Origin of the sequence: Chitinophaga tropicalis, assembly GCF_009758205.1 — a bacterium.
Classification (GTDB): domain Bacteria; phylum Bacteroidota; class Bacteroidia; order Chitinophagales; family Chitinophagaceae; genus Chitinophaga; species Chitinophaga tropicalis.
On record NZ_WRXN01000006.1, the window covers coordinates 414,483 to 434,775 of the forward strand.

Annotated in this window: 12 protein-coding genes; 11 read left to right on the plus strand and 1 reads right to left on the minus strand. The window is 46.5% G+C overall.

Annotation, left to right across the window (positions count from 1 at the left end):
- Positions 1–3 precede the first annotated feature (3 nt).
- Positions 4–2,832, minus strand: a complete 2,829-nt coding sequence (locus GO493_RS31370) for a T9SS type A sorting domain-containing protein (protein ID WP_157307277.1) — start codon at positions 2,830–2,832, stop codon at positions 4–6.
- Positions 2,833–3,121: 289 nt separating this feature from the next.
- Between GO493_RS31370 and GO493_RS16350 the strand changes: the two genes are divergently transcribed.
- The 11 genes from GO493_RS16350 to GO493_RS16400 all read left to right on the plus strand — a co-directional run bounded on the left by GO493_RS16350 (position 3,122) and on the right by GO493_RS16400 (position 20,124).
- Positions 3,122–4,153: a FecR family protein gene (locus GO493_RS16350; RefSeq protein ID WP_157307278.1), complete on the plus strand. Its 1,032-nt coding sequence runs from the start codon at positions 3,122–3,124 to the stop codon at positions 4,151–4,153.
- Positions 4,154–4,313: 160 nt separating this feature from the next.
- Positions 4,314–7,847, plus strand: coding sequence for a TonB-dependent receptor (locus GO493_RS16355; RefSeq protein ID WP_157307279.1), 3,534 nt, complete (start codon positions 4,314–4,316; stop codon positions 7,845–7,847).
- Positions 7,848–7,874: 27 nt separating this feature from the next.
- Positions 7,875–9,650: a RagB/SusD family nutrient uptake outer membrane protein gene (locus GO493_RS16360; RefSeq protein WP_157307280.1), complete on the plus strand. Its 1,776-nt coding sequence runs from the start codon at positions 7,875–7,877 to the stop codon at positions 9,648–9,650.
- Positions 9,644–12,565: a beta-L-arabinofuranosidase domain-containing protein gene (locus tag GO493_RS16365; RefSeq protein WP_157307281.1), complete on the plus strand. Its 2,922-nt coding sequence runs from the start codon at positions 9,644–9,646 to the stop codon at positions 12,563–12,565. The genes GO493_RS16360 and GO493_RS16365 overlap by 7 nt, the downstream gene beginning before the upstream one ends.
- Positions 12,566–12,640: 75 nt before the next feature.
- Positions 12,641–14,485 carry a glycoside hydrolase family 97 protein gene (locus tag GO493_RS16370; RefSeq protein WP_232538870.1) on the plus strand — a complete coding sequence of 615 codons (1,845 nt, stop codon included), beginning with the start codon at positions 12,641–12,643 and terminating at the stop codon, positions 14,483–14,485.
- 15 nt (positions 14,486–14,500) lie between these two features.
- Complete coding sequence (locus GO493_RS16375) at positions 14,501–15,817, plus strand: sugar porter family MFS transporter (RefSeq protein WP_157307283.1); 1,317 nt, start codon at positions 14,501–14,503, stop codon at positions 15,815–15,817.
- Positions 15,818–15,967: 150 nt separating this feature from the next.
- A complete protein-coding gene (locus tag GO493_RS16380) occupies positions 15,968–17,101 on the plus strand; it encodes a TlpA disulfide reductase family protein (RefSeq protein ID WP_157307284.1) in 1,134 nt (377 codons plus the stop codon).
- A gap of 159 nt (positions 17,102–17,260) precedes the next feature.
- Positions 17,261–17,593, plus strand: coding sequence for a cupin domain-containing protein (locus GO493_RS16385; protein ID WP_157307285.1), 333 nt, complete (start codon positions 17,261–17,263; stop codon positions 17,591–17,593).
- 56 nt (positions 17,594–17,649) lie between these two features.
- Positions 17,650–18,147: a ferritin gene (locus tag GO493_RS16390; RefSeq protein WP_157307286.1), complete on the plus strand. Its 498-nt coding sequence runs from the start codon at positions 17,650–17,652 to the stop codon at positions 18,145–18,147.
- A gap of 196 nt (positions 18,148–18,343) precedes the next feature.
- Positions 18,344–18,979, plus strand: coding sequence for an RNA polymerase sigma-70 factor (locus GO493_RS16395; protein ID WP_157307287.1), 636 nt, complete (start codon positions 18,344–18,346; stop codon positions 18,977–18,979).
- Between the two features lie 95 nt (positions 18,980–19,074).
- Positions 19,075–20,124, plus strand: coding sequence for a FecR family protein (locus tag GO493_RS16400; RefSeq protein WP_198315733.1), 1,050 nt, complete (start codon positions 19,075–19,077; stop codon positions 20,122–20,124).
- Positions 20,125–20,293: the final 169 nt, after the last annotated feature.

Here is a 20,293-nt window from a genome sequence, read left to right on the forward strand (position 1 = left end):
CGCTTATTTTTTCAGAAGTTTAAAGATGGTCTCTCTCTTATCTGCAAGTAATTTCAGCACATATATGCCGTCATTGACATCTGAAAGAGGAATAGAGATATTACCTGACTGATTGGTGTATCTGCGACTGTAAACCAGTTTCCCATCAGCATTGAACACCGTGATCAATGCATCCTGTACCACGTTCGCACCAAGATTGAGATAAACAGTGTTCCGGAAAGGATTCGGATAAACAGTCATACCATTATCCACCATGATCTCTTTTATGAATGTACCCTGACAAGGCTTATCCGTTCTTACTGATATGCTGTTCAATCCGTTTTTAAGATGGAGTGTTACCTGTGCATTCTCAGTAGTGGTGCTCACCCCATTCACTGTAAGGTGATATGCCTCCGCCCCCGTCATTGACAATATAGCTTCTGAGCCGTTCTGGTTCATGGCTATATACACGGAAAGATCTTCCGGCTCGCCGATCATAGAAGAAAAACATTGCTGATAACCAGGCTGACCAGCCACCGTAATGCAGATATCATAGGTGCCGGCTGCAAGATTTGTCATAGTCACCGGCAATGTGAAAGCAAAAGAAGAATCGAGGTCATTGCCCGTTATTGTAGCTGTATAACTAAGGTGCTGAACAGCTGTGATATTGATAGTACCATCTGTTGCCCCTTTACAACTTACACCGGTATTGGTCAGTTTGAAATTGCTGGCGGGTAACGAAAAAACGAACGTGAATCCATTTTTTGTAGCAATACCACCCGGCGTAGTCACTACTATATCACCACTTGCACCATTGCCAACAACAGCCGCTATTCTGTTCTGGGATTGAACGGTGAACGAAGCTGCCGGAACACCGCCAAACGTAACAGAAGTTGCATCGTTAAGCGCTATGCCCGTTATATAGATCACAGTACCCGTCATGGCTGAAGCCGCACTGATAGCTGTAATTGAAGGAGGCGGAATATAAACGAAGCCAGGCACAGTACTACGCCCGCCAGACGTGGTGACTTCCACAGCACCGGTTTTACCTGCTCCTACAACAGCGTTAATGATCGTATCACCTGTTACTGTATAAGATGCCGCAGGTGTACCACCAAAAGTAACATCCGTTATTTCAATGAAACTTTTCCCCTTAATAGTTACCGTCTGGCCTGTTGCCGCAGTGTCCGGAGTGAAAGACGTGATCACCGGAGGATTAGCCACATAAGCCGTATTGAATTTATAGGCAGAACCTCCCAGCACAAGGTAGAATGTTGAATCAAGGAAATAGGTGGTGCCATAAGGACCAGATATCGGTTTTGTGCCAGTCAGGCTATCTGCATAATACCTGCGTAAATTATTGTAGTTAAAAAACATTGCCCGTCCTTTATTACCCAGCCTGTCCACACGGCTGTCTGTCAGGAAAGGGCTTAGCCGGACATTTGTTCCATCAGGTCTTCTTAATAAGACCTGCAGCTTGCCCTGCTGGTCAGGTTTTTCAAATAGCACATAGCCTTCTTTCAGCCGGTAGGCCTTATAGCCGGTGGCCTCTGCCTGTTGAGAGATAATACTATCTGTCACACCATCATAAAAACGAATATTAAACGGGCCGGTTTGCCCATATTGCCGTCGCAGATAAACGATATTGTTGCCGTCTGTTGAAGGATATATATTCACCTCTCCCGGAGTGATCTGCGTGGTTATTTGCGTTACTGCCGAATATTTAAAGATCTGGTACCGTTCATTCCCTCCCGCCATAGCGGAATAAACGGCTGTGCCATCAGACGTCAGATCATTATTGATATTAATGACCCGGGAGCCGCCGCTGAAAGTAGTGACTTTCGTTACCACATTAGTAACCGCAACCCGGAGATTTTCGGTCAGCCACATGACATAGTCTCCCTCGCATTGAATGTCCGTAAGGTAAGCTGTAATACCTAATGGCTTCGAAATATTGGTCAGTATACCATTTTCCCACAGGCACAGATGGCCTTTTTCACTATTGCTTGCAGAGTCGTAGTAAATAACCAGGAAGGCCGCACCCCCGGGGCATAACTTGGCATATGCGTTGCCGGTACTCGCTTCAACAGCATCAAAATTGATGTCAGCAGTTGTACTGTCTGCTATATTCGTGATATGAAAAAATTTGGGATCTAGTTCTTTTCCCGTCATCATTAAAGCACGATCTTTCTTAAAGTCCAGTATCAGGCCAGTCCCTGTAAAATAATGGCTCAGGCTTTTACTCTTGTCGCAGGACATGGTGAGCGCCTCTGCCGTTACCTGCAACGCACTATCTACTGCCGAAAAAATAAGCTGGAACTGTGCTGCAGTATCTTTAGGGAAAACATCTACCACCGTATCTATACTATTCACAAAATTAAGACTAAAGGATGCCGGTTTTGAACGCACATTCCCCTTGCAGTTTACCTGCGCAATATCACTGACCGATGCCTTAATATGTATTTTGGTGTTAAAGGACGCATAATATGCAGGCGCTTCAACATGCACGGTCGGAAACGCATCATATATGAAAGTCCGCGTGGCAGTTGCCGATTCTCCCTGCATATTTCTGGCATATGCCTTTAACAGTAGATTTCCATTAGGGAAATCTTTTAATAGTAGACTGCCGCTGTAGGTATTCCCTCCCTGATGCACCAGTATAATAGTACTGTCGCCAACCGTTGCGGCTACAGAATCCAGTGCGGAAGTTGATGAAACATTAACGCTGATATCAATCTTCCCGTCATATCGGCGGTTTGCTTCAGGACTTGTTATTCCGATCTGGATGGTGCCTTTTACAAACAGAGGGGCAAGCAGGAAAAAGACCAGGATGAATGGGGTAAAGATTTTCACATGTGTTTATTTTATGTGTGATATAGAATGGGGTTATTTTGTACTAAGAAAAATACACAGAAGGTTACCAGATTGTTTAAAACTTGTAAACTAATTATAAGTTCATACTCGGTAGAGACTGTTATATATTGTTGATTGTCAATTAATTAATGGAGGGTAAGATATTCATGAAATAAAAGTGATACCACGACTATTATACAGCCCTATTTTTTATTATAAAAAAATCCTGGAAACCCAGTAGATCTATCCCATACCCCTCCTCTATATTATCAAATGCCTTAGCATACACATGCAGTTCAATACCGTAGAAGATCTCATATTTAATGATTCCTTTCGCCGCTATGCCTTGAATAGCGCTCCGGAAGACGTTGCATTCTGGGAAGAATGGCAACAGCAGGACCCCGCCCGTAAATCCCTGGCTACAGATGCCAGAGCTATAATATTAGCCATGCAGTCTCCCCGGCCACAGCTGCCGGAAAGTGAAATAGATGAACAGCTACGGCAGATCAGGGAAAAAGCGGAAGCTACTTTGCCGCTTCACAAAAAACGTTTCAGCCTGCTCCTGCCTGGTTGGGAAAAATGGGCAGGACTGGCAGCAGCTATAATACTGGTGCTCTGGCTCATAACAGGGAAGGAGAGAGAACAGCCTCAGCAGATAGCAGTAAATACAGAAAACAAGAGCGCCGGAGAACAACATTTCCAGTTGCCGGACGGCAGCAAGGTAGTATTGCAGCCGGGAAGCAGGATCCTGTACAATAAAGCAGCATTTGGAAAAAAGAACAGGGAAGTTACTGTAGAAGGTATTGTAAGCTTCGATGTGCAGAAAGACCCGGCAAAGCCTTTCCTGGTACACGCAAAAAAGACGCTCACCAAAGTATTGGGCACCACATTCACGATCAGGGCGCTGCCGGGAGAAAGCAAAACCTATGTAACAGTATCTTCAGGCAGGGTGGCTGTTTCCAAACAACAGAAGAAACCAACAGAAGGATTACTTGTAGTAGCTAACCAGGAAGTGATCTTCGATGAACCAACCAACGAACTGACAAGGACCGTTGCTGCACATCCGCTGCCGGTTAAGCAGGATGTGAGCACCGCATTTGTATTTGACGCCACACCAGCCACAGAAGTATTCCGTACTATGGAAGAAGCATATGGCATCCCCGTCATCTTTGATGAAGAGGTATTGTCATCCTGCTCTATCACAGCCTCCTTCGGGAATGAACCTTTCTTTGAAAAATTATCCATCGTTTGTAAATCCATCAGCGCCAGTTATGAAATAGTGGATGGTAGTATTGTTATCACTGCCAGGAGTTGTAAATAGATCAGCATGATGTGAAAAATTCCTCAGCAACGTAAAATAAAAAACCAGTGATGCGCCAACATCACTGGTCCGGTAAGTTCCCGGATGGAATTGTTGGAAGCAATGTCCGGGAGCTGTATTAGTTCTAATCACAAGAAGCAACTAAAACTTATTGCAAGTTATGAAAAAAAGATTGTGCAAACCTTTAGCAATCATCGTTATGAAAGTGTCGCTGATACCCGTTCTTTTGCTTACCGGTACCTTATGCGCATATGCCGGGTTACTACCCGGCCAGGACCTGCTCAACAGGAAGGTCACGTTAAAGCTGTCTCACGTGGAGATGAAGAAAGCCATCTCGGAAATAGAGGTAGCCACCGGTGCTAAGTTTGTATACAGCCCGGAAATGGTGCCCGTTGCCCGCAGGGTAGACCTGGAAGCAGAGAACAAAACGCTGGATAAAGTGCTGGCAGACCTGCTGGCGCCGTTACAGCTGCAATACGAAGTACAGAAGAACTATATCATCCTCTCCCGAACAGGAGATGATAACCGCGCTGCTCCCCTCATGGTAACAGAAGGTGTGCAGCCTGACAAAACCATTACCGGAAGAGTAACAGACGCTGACGGTAATCCCCTGCCCGGTATTTCCGTACTATCGAAAGAGAACCGCTCCCGCGGTACTGTAACCGGCCCGGATGGTACTTTTATACTACAGCTGACGCCAACAGATAAAACGCTTGTATTCTCCAGCGTAGGCTTTAAAGAACAGGAAGTGATAGTGGGCGATCGCCTCACTATCGCCATCCGGCTCGAAGCTACTGTAAATAGCCTCAATGATGTGGTAGTAGTAGGTTATGGTAACCAGAAACGCACCACTGTGACAGGCTCCGTATCTACGATCACCTCCAGAGTTTTTGCAGACAGAGGACCGGTGCCCAACCCGCTCTCCGCATTACAGGGACAGGTACCCGGAGTAGTAGTGACACGCTCTTCCGCCATGCCAGGTAAAGAGAACTGGCAGTTTCAGATCAGGGGCGCTTCTTCCGTGAACGGAGCAGACCCGCTGGTAATAGTAGACGGGTTGCCCTACGTAAGCCTGAACGCACTGAACTCCATCAACCCGAACGATATTGAAAGCATGTCTATCCTCAAAGACGCATCAGCGGCTATCTATGGCGCCCGCGCTGCAGGCGGCGTAGTGCTGATCACCACAAAAAGAGCAAAGACAGGCAAACCAATAGTAGAATACAACGGCTCTGTATCTATAAAGAAAGTAGGCCTGCAGCCTAAAGTGATGGACGTAATGCAATGGGCCAATATGATGAAATATGGCCAGGAAAGCGATCAGAACACTTCTAACAATGTTTGGTATAACATGGCGCTGGCAGCTATCAATCGCCCGGATTCCATGTGGTATTCCCGCGCCGATTATCCCTATAAGAACGACTTTGCAGACGTAAAGGATTTCGTCTTCTTTAACGGTACCATGCAGGACATACTCTATGGCAACGCTACTTCAACAGAACATCAGCTAAGCGTATCCGGCCGGAATGATAAAGCGGGTTACAGGGTATCCCTGGGATACCTCGGAGACGGAAGCCTGCTGCAATGGGGCAATAATTCCAACAAGCGCTATAACGTAAGGCTCGCAAATGATTACCAGTTCACGCCAAAACTGAAACTGGAAACTAATATCTCCCTGGAAAAGAACGATGTGGTACAACCTACACGCCTGGGAGAATTACTGGGTAACTACACACAACCAGGTTTCCCGGCAGCAACAAAGAACGGTAAACCTTATATATGGGGATCAGGCTCCGGCAATGCCGCGCCTAACTGGATGGCAGAACTGGGAGGAGATACAAAAGAATATAATACACGTATCAACTCCATCGTAAACCTCACCTATAATATCTTACCGGGATTGCGTGCTGTAGGCGCCGCCAGCTACTACTACGGCCTTACCAATACTTCCACAGAAGAAAAGATGGTGAACTGGTACGATTATACCGGTACACAGATGCTGTCTACATTGCCTACCCGCAGCTCTTACAAGGAAGAGCAGATCAAGGATGCCTACTTCAACCTGAACGGCTACCTCGAATACTCTAAACGCTTCAATGCAATCCATGACGTTCGCGTAATGGCTGGTGCACAATACGAAAGAGATGAATTTAAATCTTTCAATGGCAAGACCTTCGATCTCATTCCCGGGGTACCGCCTTCCCTCAACCTCGGTGTGGGCGATCTCACTACTAAAAGTGTAGGGGAAAGCCGCAACCACTGGGCGCTGGCCGGCTATTTCAGCCGACTCAACTACGCCTTCAAAGACAAATACCTCTTTGAAGCCAATTTCCGTTATGACGGATCTTCCCGTTTCACAGAAGACGACCGCTGGAAACCTTTCTACGGTTTTTCTGCCGGCTGGATCCTTTCTCAGGAAAGCTTCCTGAAAGGCAACAACATTCTCAACTACCTGAAATTACGCGCTTCCTGGGGCTCTGTGGGTAACCAGTCCGGTATCAATCTCTATGATTATATCAACCTGCTGAACCTCAATATCAGCACCGGACCAACAAGCACCAACCAGCCTGTCATAGGCACCTCTCCTGTAGTAAGAGTATCGCCCGGCAGCCTGGTAGCGCTGGACAGGACATGGGAAAAAGTACAGACCTCCAACGTTGGCCTGGACTTCTCTTTCCTGGACAGCAGGTTGTCAGGTACAGCAGAATATTTTATAAAAGAGAACAGGAATATGCTCATTGCACGTACCTATTCTGCTGTACTGGGTACTACCGCACCTGCCGGCAATAACGGTAAACTCCGCACCAAAGGCTGGGAAGCGTCCTTAACCTGGAAAGATAATATCGGCAAGTTCACTTATTTCATAGGCGGTAATATCTCAGACAATAGGAATGAACTGGTGGATTTCGGCGGACAGAAAGTGATCAGCAATGCCAACGGCGGATATAACCTCACTGTGGAAGGATATCCTATCGGATCTTACTTCGGACTGAAATATGCAGGACGTATACAGGACCAGAAAACACTGGACGACTATAAACAGCTGCTCTTTGCCAATGGCAGCAACATTGCCGGCGGATTGAACGCCAACAGCACTGATCCCCGCAACAGCCTCCGCATCGGAGATAATATGTTCAAAGACGTAAATGGCGATGGTAAACTGACCTTCCCTGAAGATGCCGTATCCCTGGGTACAGACATTCCCCGCATCAGCTTTTCCTTCAACGCCGGTTTCCAGTGGAATGGTTTTGATGTGAATGCCATCTTCCAGGGAGTAGGTAAACGTACCATCTCCCGCGTTAACAGCTGGCGCTATCCGCTGGCTACCGTTTTCCAGGGACAGAATGCCGCTTTCTATGAAGAGTGGTGGACACCGGAACGTACCGGCGCAAGACTGCCAAGATTATCAGCCTCCGGCTCTGTAAATAACTACAACTACCAGACGTCTGACTGGTATGTGCAGAACGGCGCTTACTTGCGCCTGAAGAACCTGGTAGTAGGGTATACACTGCCGGAAGCATGGATGAAAAAAGCGAATATCAAAAGACTGCGTATATACTTCTCCGGTAATGACCTGTGGGAAGTAACACATATCAATGACGGATGGGACCCGGAAACAACAAGAAGTGTAAGTGGTGCAGAACGTTTTCCCTTCTACCGTTACCTCACCTTTGGTATAAACGCAACGCTTTAAATCAGCAAACAGTAAAAACAATCACGGATGAAAAAACTGATCTTTCCATATATCTGGCTGATAACAGGATTAGCCCTGTTTAGTTGTAAGAAAAGCCTGGACCTGAAACCGCTGAATGAGATATCTGATGCGGACTACTGGAAGAACGCAGACCAGTTCAAACTGGCCGCTAATGAATTTTATACCTTCATGGCCAGTTTTAATACTGTGCTGGCTGACGGTAGTGAAGGCGCCAATCCCGGCCCTGCTCCTCACAGTGATCTGCGCAGTGACCTCATCACTTCCGGCAGCAGGAACGTATTCAGTAACGGTAGTAATACCATTCCTCTGACAGACAAAAGGTGGGATACAGCTTATAGCCGTATCCGCACCACTAACTACCTGCTGGCGCAGGCAGCGAAATACAGTAGTCCTGCGGAGATCAGCAAATATGTAGCAGAAGCAAAATTCTTCAGGGCATATGTGTACTTTGATCTGCTGCAGCTTTACGGAGGCGTACCATTGATAGATAAACTGCTGAATGTAAATTCACCCGAATTGCAGGCGCCCCGCAATACCCGTGATGAGATCGTCGATTTCATTATTACAGACCTGAATGCTGCTATCCCTGATCTTCCTATCGAAGCTGTCATCACCGCGGCAGATAAAGGACGGGTCAGCAAAGGCGCAGCACAGGCTTTCCTGTCAAGGGTAGCCTTATATGAAGGCACCTGGCAGAAGTTCAGGGGGAATGCGGCCAGGGCCAATGCCTTGTTGGATACCGCCATCTTCCGTAGCAATGAAGTGATTAACAGTAACCAGTATACACTTTTTGGTACTTCCGGCGCTTCTGCCGGACTGGGAGATTCTGCTTTGAAATATATGTTCATACTGGAAAATCAGAAGTCAAATCCACTGAGCATCACCAAATCAGAGAACAAAGAATATATCCTTGCTAACAGGTATGACTATAGTTTACGCCAGATCCGCATGAACATTACACATGCTGCTTTTGCAAATATCTATTGGATCACCCGCAAGTTTGCCAATATGTACCTCTGCCAGGACGGATTACCGGTAGATAAATCACCCATGTTCCAGGGCTACGCTACCACCACTTCAGAATTCACGAACAGGGATAACCGTATGCGTTACACGATGGTACGTGACGGTTACTATCATTGGGATAATGAAATAGGCCTGGGCTGCCGTATTACCTGGAATGGAGATGCAACAGATCTGGCACACTCCCGCGGGAAACACAATAGCGCTTTTTCCAGTGGTTACCACAACCAGAAATGGGCTTCTGAAAGAGGCCTGAGTGATAATGAAGAAGCATACGATTATCCCGTGATCCGCTATGCTGAAGTATTGCTGAACTACGCAGAAGCAGTATTCGAACGGTTTGAGACCATCAGCGATGCAGACCTTGACAAATCCCTGAACCTGGTACGAAACCGTGTGAATAAAACAATGCCTAAGCTCAGCAACGCACTGGTTGCAGGTAATGGACTGGACATGCGCACGGAAATACGAAGAGAGAGAACATTGGAACTGTTCATGGAAGGATTCAGAGTAGACGATCTGAAACGCTGGAAAACGGCAGAAACAGAAATGCCTATGCCCCTGCAGGGTATCAAATGGAAAGGCACAGCATATGAAACCCGCTGGCCCAGCCTCAGTACAGCCAAAATGGATGCTGATGGTGTGTATATCATAGAAGATGCGGGTGCCAGGAAATGGGAACAGAAGAACTACCTGTTACCTATTCCTTCCCAGCAGAGATTGTTGAATCCAAACCTGGACCAGAACGAAGGATGGTAAGAAGAAAACCACATATAGGGCTTTTATGCCTCTTGTTGTCAGCACTGTTGTCCCGGGCCCAGTACCCGGTACAACAGCTCATCGGGCAGTCCACAGCAGTACAACCCGTTATGAAGGCTTATAGCTTTGATCTGAAAGATATACGCCTGCTGGACAGCCGTTTTAAAGACAATATGACCCGGGAAGGAAGATGGCTGCTCGCATTGCCCAATGAAAGGCTCATACATAGTTTCAGGGTGAATGCCGGCATGCTGACAGACAAGAAGGACGGCAAGACCAAAATGCCGGAACCACTGGGAGGCTGGGAAGCCCTGGACATGGAACTACGCGGCCACAGCATAGGCCATATCCTCTCAGGCCTTGCATTACAGTATGCCTCCACAGGCAATGAAGCATTTAAGAAGAAGAGCGACAGCCTGGTAACTTCCCTGGCTGAAGTACAGAAAGCACTGGGCCAGGATGGCTATCTCAGCGCCTATCCCCGGTATTATATAGACAGGAATATTGCAGGAAAAGCAGTATGGGCGCCCTGGTATACACTGCATAAAATATTTGCAGGGTTGATAGACACCTACAGCCTTACAGGCAACCCCCAGGCACTGGAGATCCTGAACGGAATGGCCGGCTGGGCGTACAATAAACTGGCAACGCTTAGCTCTCAGCAACTGGCAGGTATGCTGAAAAATGAATACGGTGGAATGAATGAGGCTTTCTATAACCTTTATGCCATCACCGGCAACCCGCAGCATCTCGAACTGGCCAGGCTTTTTTATCATCATGCCGCTTTAGACCCGCTTGCAGAACAGGAAGACAGGCTCAATAAACTACATGCTAATACCATTATCCCCAAAATAACAGGAGAGGCCAGGAATTATGAGCTGACAGGTAATGAGAAAGGCAAACAGATAGCTACTTATTTCTGGAATGAGGTAGTAGCGCAACACACTTATGCAATTGGCAGCAACAGTGATCATGAACATTTTTTTGGACCGGGAAAGATAGCAGCTCACCTGACCGGTTATACAGGAGAGACCTGTAATACCTACAACATGCTGAAAATTACCCGGCACCTGTTTTGCTGGTATGCAAAAGCATTGTACGCAGATTATTATGAACAGGCGCTGTACAATCATATATTAGGACAACAGGACCCCGCTACCGGTATGGTATGTTATTTTACTCCCATGCTGGCCGGCGCATACAGGCTGTACAGCACATATGACAGGTCTTTCTGGTGCTGCGTTGGGTCAGGGTTTGAAAGTCACTCGAAATATGCAGAAGCCATCTATTACCATGATGGAAAAGGAATTTATATCAACCTGTTCATCCCTTCCGTTTTAACCTGGAAAGAAAAGGGTATTACCCTTACCCAGGAAACAAAGTTCCCTGAAACAGCTACCACTCAGTTCACCATCAGCAGTAATGCTCCTGTAGATGTGCCTCTCTATATCCGTTATCCTGCCTGGGCAAAAGATGGCGCTGAAGTAAAGATCAATGGCAGGAATATAAAACAGTACAATAAGCCTGGAAATTATATAGTATTGAACCGGAAATGGAAGAACGGAGATAAGATAGAAGTGACCTATCCTATGTCGCTCAGGCTGGTGAAAGCCCCTGATGATAGTACAAAAGCTGCCATCGCTTACGGGCCGGTAGTATTGGCAGGGAAGATGGGAACACAGGATATGCCCGCGCCTTTTCACGATCCGGCAGATCCCTACCAGTATTACAATTACGATTATAAAGTTCCTGCAACACTGGTACACAGCCTGGACCCGGCACAGATCAGACCTGTCAACGGCAGCCCGCTCACGTTCACCACAAAAGGTATCACCCTGGTACCATATTACAACCTGCATCATGAACGGTATGTGGTTTACTGGGACCTGGAAAAAGCCACAGCACAGGCAACGCATAAATACGATTTCACACCTGTAGAAAAGAAAGTACAGGGCTGGATAGACAGCAGCTATTATCCCGGAGCCGGGGTGATCATTGCAAAGGATAACAGGGTCATCTATGAACATTACTTTGGCAGCTATCAGCCGGGTACGGTAGCTTATATCGCTTCTGCCGGCAAATGGCTGGCGGCAGCTGCCATTGCCGCTGTGGTGGATGAAGGCAGATTATCCTGGAATGATAAAGTAAGGAAATGGTTGCCGGAGTTTAAGGACGGAAAAGGAGAAGCCACCCTGGCGCAATTACTTTCCCACACGGCCGGCTATCCGGACTATCAGCCTGAAGGCAGGAGACCGGATAATTACCAGTCGCTCGAAGAGTCAGTAGCTCATATCGTTTCATTACCTGCAGATACTGCTCCCGGCGCTGTCTTCCATTACGGCGGACTGGCCATGCAGGTAGCAGGGCGTATGGCGGAGCTGGCCACAGGCAAACAGTGGGAAACTATTTTCCAGGAGAAAATAGCAATACCGCTGGGTATGAAAGACACTCATTTCACACCGGTAGATGAAACCCCCGGGCATAATCCCATGATAGGTGGAGGCGCACGTTGTACACTGAGGGACTATGCCGCTTTCCTGTCTATGATATCGGGGGACGGAGTGTATAAAGGCAAACGGGTCCTTTCTGAACAGGCTGTTAAAGTGATGCAGGCAGACCATACCGGTAAGGCATATGTGAAATATGGAGAGTTTGTACACAATGCAAGACATACAAGCAGGAATGACATATACGGATTGGGAGAATGGAGAGAAGAGGTCTGTGCAAACAATGAAGCTGTGTTGATCAGCAGCCCTGGTTGGGCAGGCGCTTATCCATGGATAGATAAAACAAATAATACCTACGGGTTCATCCTGGCACGTATAAATACAGAAAATGCCGGTAAAACAGGCTTTTCTTCCTTTTATGCCGGTTCGCAATTACCTGTGATGGTCAGACAGATACTGGAATTTTAAAAACACAAATTGATGACTAAGTATTGGTTTTACGGTTTTTTATGTTTACTTTTTTCGTCGCTTAGTAACAACGTTATGTCCCGGCAGGTGACAGACAGTACAGGTGTGATACTGGAATCGCCGGATAAAAAACTCAGGATACAGTTTTTTCAGCGCGAAGATGCCGCTCACCACAAAACAATGTATTACCACGTTTTCCATAATAACAGAGAAGTGATCCATGAATCCGCCCTGGATATCCAATTGGATAACCATTTGTCTGAAAGCGCCATGGCGCTGAAGATAGACAGGCATGCGCGCTGGTGTGAGAACCTGGTTGTAAGAAAGAAAACTGCCTGGACAAAAGATACCACCTGGAAACCCGTTTACGGAGAACGCAGTACCATACATGACCACTACAATGCAGTTACCATAGAACTGGTGAAAGACGATAATCCTGATTATGTAATGCAGGTAGAGCTGCGTGCATATAACGCAGGTGTAGCTTTCCGTTACTTCTTCCCGGAACATCCCAAAGGAAGTTATTACCGCGTTACAGCAGAGAACACCGAGTTCTCCCTGCCGGAAGGCACTATGGCATGGTATGCCGGCTGGGCGCAGGCGCCTTATCATCTGCTGCCACTACAGCAATGGCCGGACGAAAGTGAACGCCCCCTTACCCTGCAGCTGCCCGGCGGCAAATGGGCCTGTCTGGCAGAAGCCGGGCTGACAGATTATTCCCGCACCAAATTTAAACTCAGTAAAGATAAACCCAATACCATCCTCACAGCAATGCACGACCCGGCCGATCTTGTATCACCGGTAGGCACACCCTGGCGCGTTATTATGATAGCAGACACACCCGGACAGCTGGTAGAGAATAACGATATCATCCTCAACCTGAATGCGCCTTCCCGTATTGCTGATCCAAAATGGATCAAACCCGGCAAGATCATGCGTGAAATGACACTTACCATGGATGGCGCCAGGGCCGTGATAGATTTTGCTTCAGCACATGGTATGCAATATCTGCTGTTTGACTGGAAATGGTATGGCCCTGCTTTTACATTCACTTCAGATGCTACCAAAGTAGTAGCCCCGCTGGATATGCCCGCCCTCGTGGAATATGGTAAACAGAAAGGCATTGGCATCTGGCTGTATGTTAATCAGCAGGCGCTGATGGCACAACAGGACAGCCTCTTCACGGTTTTCCACCGCTGGGGCATAAAAGGAGTGAAGTTCGGCTTCGTGCAGGTAGGCTCCCACCGCTGGACAGTATGGCTGCAGGAAGCCATCAGAAAGGCTGCAGAGAACCAGATCATGGTAAATGTACATGACGATTACCGCCCTACGGGTGAGCAGCGTACCTGGCCCAATTTAATGACAGCCGAAGGTATCCGCGGAAATGAAGAGATGCCGGATGCCACACATAATACCGTATTACCTTTTACCCGTTTTATCAGCGGCGCGGCAGATTATACGCTCTGTTACTATGATAAGCGGATCAAAACAACACATGCCCATCAGCTGGCACTGGCGGCTGTTTATTATAGTCCCATACAGACCCTCTTCTGGTATGATAAACCTGCTTTTTCTCAAAACGAGCCCGAACTTGAATTCTGGGAAAAGGTCCCGGTAAACTGGGATGAGACAAGAGTGTTGCAGGGAGCGCCGGGGGAATATGTCTGCACAGCCCGCAGGTCCGGGAATGACTGGTATGTTGGAACAATTACCAACAATAATGCCCGGCAGGTGAAGGTTGCATTGGATTTTCTGCAGCCGGGAAAAAAATACACGGCCTGTATCTATTCTGACGATGCAGCTGTCAATACTGCTACGCATGTACGCATTGACAAACGTAGCGTTACATCATCCGCAGTGCTGGATGTAAAGCTGCAGCCATCCGGCGGACAGGCCATCAGGATCACAGCAATACAATAAATCAACTGAATAAACATGTTCTCTTATCCTGTTAGAATAGCACTGATCGCAGCACTGGGCGGATTCCTGTTCGGTTTTGAAACAGCGGTGATCTCCGGTGCAGAAAAGATCATACAGCAGTTATGGTCGCTCAATTCCTTCTGGCAAGGCTTTACGGTGGCCTCCAGCCTGATAGGCACCGTAATCGGCTCTTTAGTGGTAGGTACGCCGGCTAAGACCTATGGCCGTAAAAAAGTATTACAGACCATTGCCGTTATTTATCTCATATCTGCTATCGGATGCGCGTCTATCTCCGCCTGGCTGCTATTTGTACTGTTCCGCTTTATGGGCGGTATAGCAGTAGGCGCCTCTTCTGTAGTAGGGCCTATGTATATCTCAGAAATAGCTCCGGCGCATTTGCGCGGTCGTCTGGCAGGTTCCTTCCAGCTCAATATAGTAGGCGGTATCTTCATTGCCTATCTTACCAACTTCCTCTTTGTAGGATTGGGAGATGACGCCTGGCGCTGGATGCTGGGTATCATGATGGTACCTGCCGGGTTGTTCTGGCTACTGCTGCGCACTATTCCTGAAAGCCCCCGCTGGCTTATACTGAATAACAGGGAAGCTGAAGCCATACCTATCCTGCGTAAACTGGAGGAAACAGATGTGGAAAAAGCCATCCGCTCCATCCGTGAATCAGTAAAAACACATGAAGAAAGGCTGTTCCAGCCAAGATATGCCAAACCGGTGCTGTATGCCGTGTTGCTGGCTATGTTCAACCAGCTGGCCGGCATCAATGCCATACTATATTACGCCCCGCGGATTTTTGAGCTGGCCGGTTTCAGCGCTGAAAAGGCTTTCCTGCAGCCGGTTTATATTGGCGCAGCTAACCTGCTGTTCACCCTGCTGGCTATGACCGTAATAGATAAGTTTGGCCGTAAAACATTACTGCTGATAGGTTCTGTTGGCATGATCATATTCCTGGCACTGACCGCCTATGCCTTCCGCGATCCGGCTACCCTGGGTGGAAATGTACTGGTGTACCTGATCGGCTATATTGCATTCTTTGCTTTCTCACAGGGAGCAGTGATATGGGTGTTCATCTCAGAGATCTTCCCGAATACGGTACGGTCACAAGGCGGTTCATTGGGTAGTTTTACCCATTGGATCATGGCCGCCATTATTTCCTGGACCTTCCCTATAATAGTAGAAAGCAGCAGGCTGGGCGGTTTTTACTCCTTTATATTTTATAGCGGAATGATGCTGCTGCAGCTACTGTTTATCTGGAAGATCATGCCGGAAACCAAAGGCAGATCGCTGGAAGATATTCAGAAAGATCTTGGAATTGAATAATATTAACTGATTATCAATTGAATAATGAAAGGCTCCGTAAGTGCGGGGCCTTTTTTTTCCGGTCATCCCAAAGTTGTACCCACTGCCGTTCTGCTTCATATTATTTGCTTATTTTGAGCTTACGTAAAAACAAAATCAAACCAAACCAAAATGCGAAAGACATTACTTATGGCCCTTTTAGTGAGCCCAGGCATATTGCTGGCCCAGAAAGGAAATTTTGTACTGAAAGGGAAGATCGGCAGCCTGAATGACCCTGCCAAACTACAGCTCATGTACCGTATTGATGGTAAGGAGATCAGAGATTCTGCCACACTGAAAGACGGTGCTTTTGAATTTAAAGGCACAATTGATGGCCCTACCCAGGCAATGATGGTCTTAAAGCATCCCACCCCTTCTCTTAACCCCAGGATGCGTGATGCCGTTATCTTTTATGTAGAAAAAGGTACTATCACTTTCAATAGCCCCGATTCACTGATGAAGGCTACCATCAAAGGCTCTCCCGTAAACGATGATGACAAACGTTTAAAGGATGCCTTAAAGCCGGTAGATAACATGTATATGGCGCTTAATGCAGAGTATATGGCTGCCAGTGAGGAAGATAGAAATTCGCCTGAATTCAGGGAGAAAATAGATGAGAAGGTAAATACCATCCGCGAGGAAGGAAAGAAACTGTACCTCGCATTCATAAAAGACAATCCTAAGTCAATTATCAGCCTGGATGCTTTACAGCAGTATTCAGGTGGTATGCCTGACAGGATAGGAGAGCTGGATACCTTATTCAGCGGCCTGGCTGCCAATGTGAAGAACAGTAAGAAAGGACAGGAATTTGGCAAATTGCTTAACAGCTGGAAACAGACAGCTATCGGTGCAGAAGCGCCGTTGTTTACACAGAACGATACATTGGGCAACCCGGTAAGTCTGAAAGATTTCAGGGGGAAATATGTATTGGTTGATTTCTGGGCTTCCTGGTGTGGCCCTTGCCGTGCAGAGAACCCACATGTGGTGTCTGCTTTCAATAAGCATAAAGATAATAAATTCACTATCCTCAGCGTGTCCCTGGACCAGCCTAATGGTAAGGAGGCATGGCTGAAAGCCATTCATAAAGATGGCCTAACGTGGACGCACGTTTCAGATCTGAAATTCTGGGATAATGAAGTAGCTAAGATGTATGGCATCAGGGGAGTGCCCATGAATTTCCTGCTGGACCCCGATGGTAAGATCGTAGCTAAGAACCTGAGAGGTGAGGAGCTGGATAAAAGGCTCACAGAGATACTGCCTCATTAAGTAATGGCATATCAGTTTGAGTTTTTAGCCGGCCACAGGCCAAAAAATTCTCTCTTAGAAAAAATCGCTTTTGCCGAAGGCGAAAGCGATTTTTTCTGAACAATTTATCGCCGTACTACCTTTGGTGGTACGGCTTTTCTTATTTAGTATCTTTATCTCATGAAGAAGGTATTTATTGCAGATAACGATATAGCCTGGGAAACGCCGGAGCCGGGTATACGCCGTAAAGTAATGGCGCACGATGACAGGTTGATGCTTGTAAAAGTAGAGTTCCGGAAGGGAGCAATAGGCGCCCTGCATGAACATCATCATTCCCAGATCTCACATGTCGAAAGCGGGGTGTTTGAGATCACTATTGGTGGGGAAAAGAAAGTGCTGAGGGCAGGAGATGCGTATTATATTCCCCCTCACATGATCCATGGAGCACTTTGCCTGGAAGACGGGGTGCTGATAGATGTATTCAGTCCTCACCGGGAAGATTTTGTAAAATGATTTAATTATCGTCTATTTATATTACACTTATCTCTTTACACTTAAAAGCAAGCTATATGTTGTCAAAAAGAATGCAGGAGGCGCTGAATGGCCAGGTCTTGATGGAAGCGCAATCCTCCCAGGCTTACCTGGCGATGGGCAGCTGGGCAGATATTCAGCCTGGTTTGAAAGGAGTTACCAAATTCTTCTTCAAACACAGCGATGAAGAAAGAATGCACATGCTGAAACTCATCCACTACATCAATGAAAGAGGAGGTTTTGCCATTGTTCCCGCACTGGCACAGCCTGTACTGACCTTCGTGTCCCTGAAAAAGGCTTTTGAAGAACTGTTTGCCCATGAAGTGAAGGTGAGTGAAGGTATTAACGAATTGGTAGACATCGCTTTACAGGAAAAAGACTATGCTACCCACAACTTCCTGCAGTGGTATGTGAACGAACAGATAGAGGAAGAGCGCCTGGCACGCGAGTGTAATGACAAACTGGAGCTGATCGGAGATGATAAAAGTGGTCTCTACCTGTTTGACAGGGATATTATGTTTATGGAACAGCAATAACTGATTGAAAATTAATTTAAAAAGGCCCTTTCCGCACCGCGGAAAGGGCCTTTTTATTTCCAGCCGCTCCGGCATTAATTTTCGTAATAAATTGTAGATAATATATATTATAAATAATTAATTCAGAAAGATTTATTATTTTTATTTGCCATATACTTTTACTACATTGCCGTCTGAAATATAATGAAAAGTTAGAATGCAAAAAGAGGTTAATATAAATGATCTATGGGAGCGCATCACGGTTGATAGCGATTCCAAGTCATTTGAGGTTTTATTCCATGAATTAAACCCCAGACTCATCAAGTTTTGCACTATGTATGTTCATTATCAACAGGTTGCTGAAGAGATAGTGTCTGATGTATTTGTAAAATGCTGGATGGACAGGGCGCAGATGAGAGAAGTGCAGAAGCCGGAAACCTATCTTTTTATAGCTGTTAAGAACCACGCATTAAACTATAATAAACGTTTTTCCAGTATTCAACTGGTAAACATCGATGATCATGAAGGCGGGGCGCAACTGGTAAACAGCGCATCTCCTGAAATGGAACTGGAAAAGAAAGAGTTGATATTCAGGATGGACCAGGCCATTTCCTCTTTACCCCGTCAGTGCAGTATTATTTTCCGGCTTATCAAGGAGAACGGCATGAAATACAAGGAAGTAGCCGAAATACTGAACATTTCCCCAAGAACCGTGCATACTCAGATGCTGCGGGCAATGAAAAAGATGAGTAAGGCGATGGAGCCCTACCTGAAAAAAGCCGATAAATCAGCTACAAACGACATAGACATAGTAACTACATTGCTCATATTGGTAATATTTATGGGCAATTAGGCCTAAAAATATATATGTTAAAAAAAATTTTAAACCTTGTACGCATATCACGACTTAAAAGTTGTCCTATATACAAAGGGTTATTCCATCGGACAATGAGTGAACGTTTTTTTGAAATTGCTATTAAGGACCTGGTTGGTGATTCAACACCACAAGAAGGCCAGGAACTGCAACATATGATTAGTGAGAATGCTGCTTTGCAAAAGCAGTATGAAATGTTCCGCATGTACTGGGCCCAGAATCATCATGAGTATATAGATGGCAGGCGTCTTTTCGCCAATGTGCAGACAAGGATCAATGAACTGGAGAAAGGTACCGGTACCGGAGAACATGAGCCTCTGATAGTGCCTATGCGTAGCAGGGCGCGTCTCGGCTGGATTGCCGGTGCGGCAGCAGCAGTTGCGTTGCTGATCACAGGAGGGCTGTACTTCAATGTATGGCGCGGTTCTAATCTTGTTGCCAAAACTACCACCAAAGGAGAGAAATCCACCTTTATGATGGAAGATGGCACTAGAGTAACACTGAACGCCGACAGTAAACTTGAATACGCCACCAGCTTCCCGGAGAAGAGCAGGGAAGTGTACCTGACAGGGGAAGCCTTCTTTGATGTGCATGGAGATGCAGAAAAGCCATTTATAATTCATACGGATAAAATGGACATTAAGGTATTAGGTACCGCGTTCAACGTGAAATCCTATCCTAATGAGACCTCTACAGAGGCTACCTTGCTGAAAGGCGCCATTGAAGTATCAGTAAATGATAATCCGGATGAAAAATTCGTGCTGAAACCATCCCAGAAATTTGTGGTCAACAATGGAGATTCCACCAGGAAGAAGTCGGTTGCAGTAAAGAATGTATCATCGGCAGTTACAACACTGACCTATTTCCAGCAGCGGGATACGATGATCATGGAAACTTCCTGGCTCCAGAACAAACTGGTATTCCAGGATGAAGATTTCGGAACACTGGCAAAAAGACTGGAACGTTGGTATAACGTCAGCATCCGCTTTAACAGGAACGATATGAGGCAGCTGAGATTTACAGGCATCCTGGAAGGAGAGACAGTTGTAGAAGCATTCCATGCCCTGCGCCTGACCGAAGGTTTCAGCTACAGGATCGAAGATTCAACAATCGTGATATACTAAAGAACGGCAGGCCGGAAAAAGATCGTAAACAAAAAATTCCTTTCATAAAGCGTGAAAGGTGAGATGAGAACCCTATGCCAATACCTATGTATGAACCAAACCTATGTATTGCCCTTTCATTTCACCAGAAACAAAGTGTTTAACGTTTAAAATTTTGTCTATGGGAAAT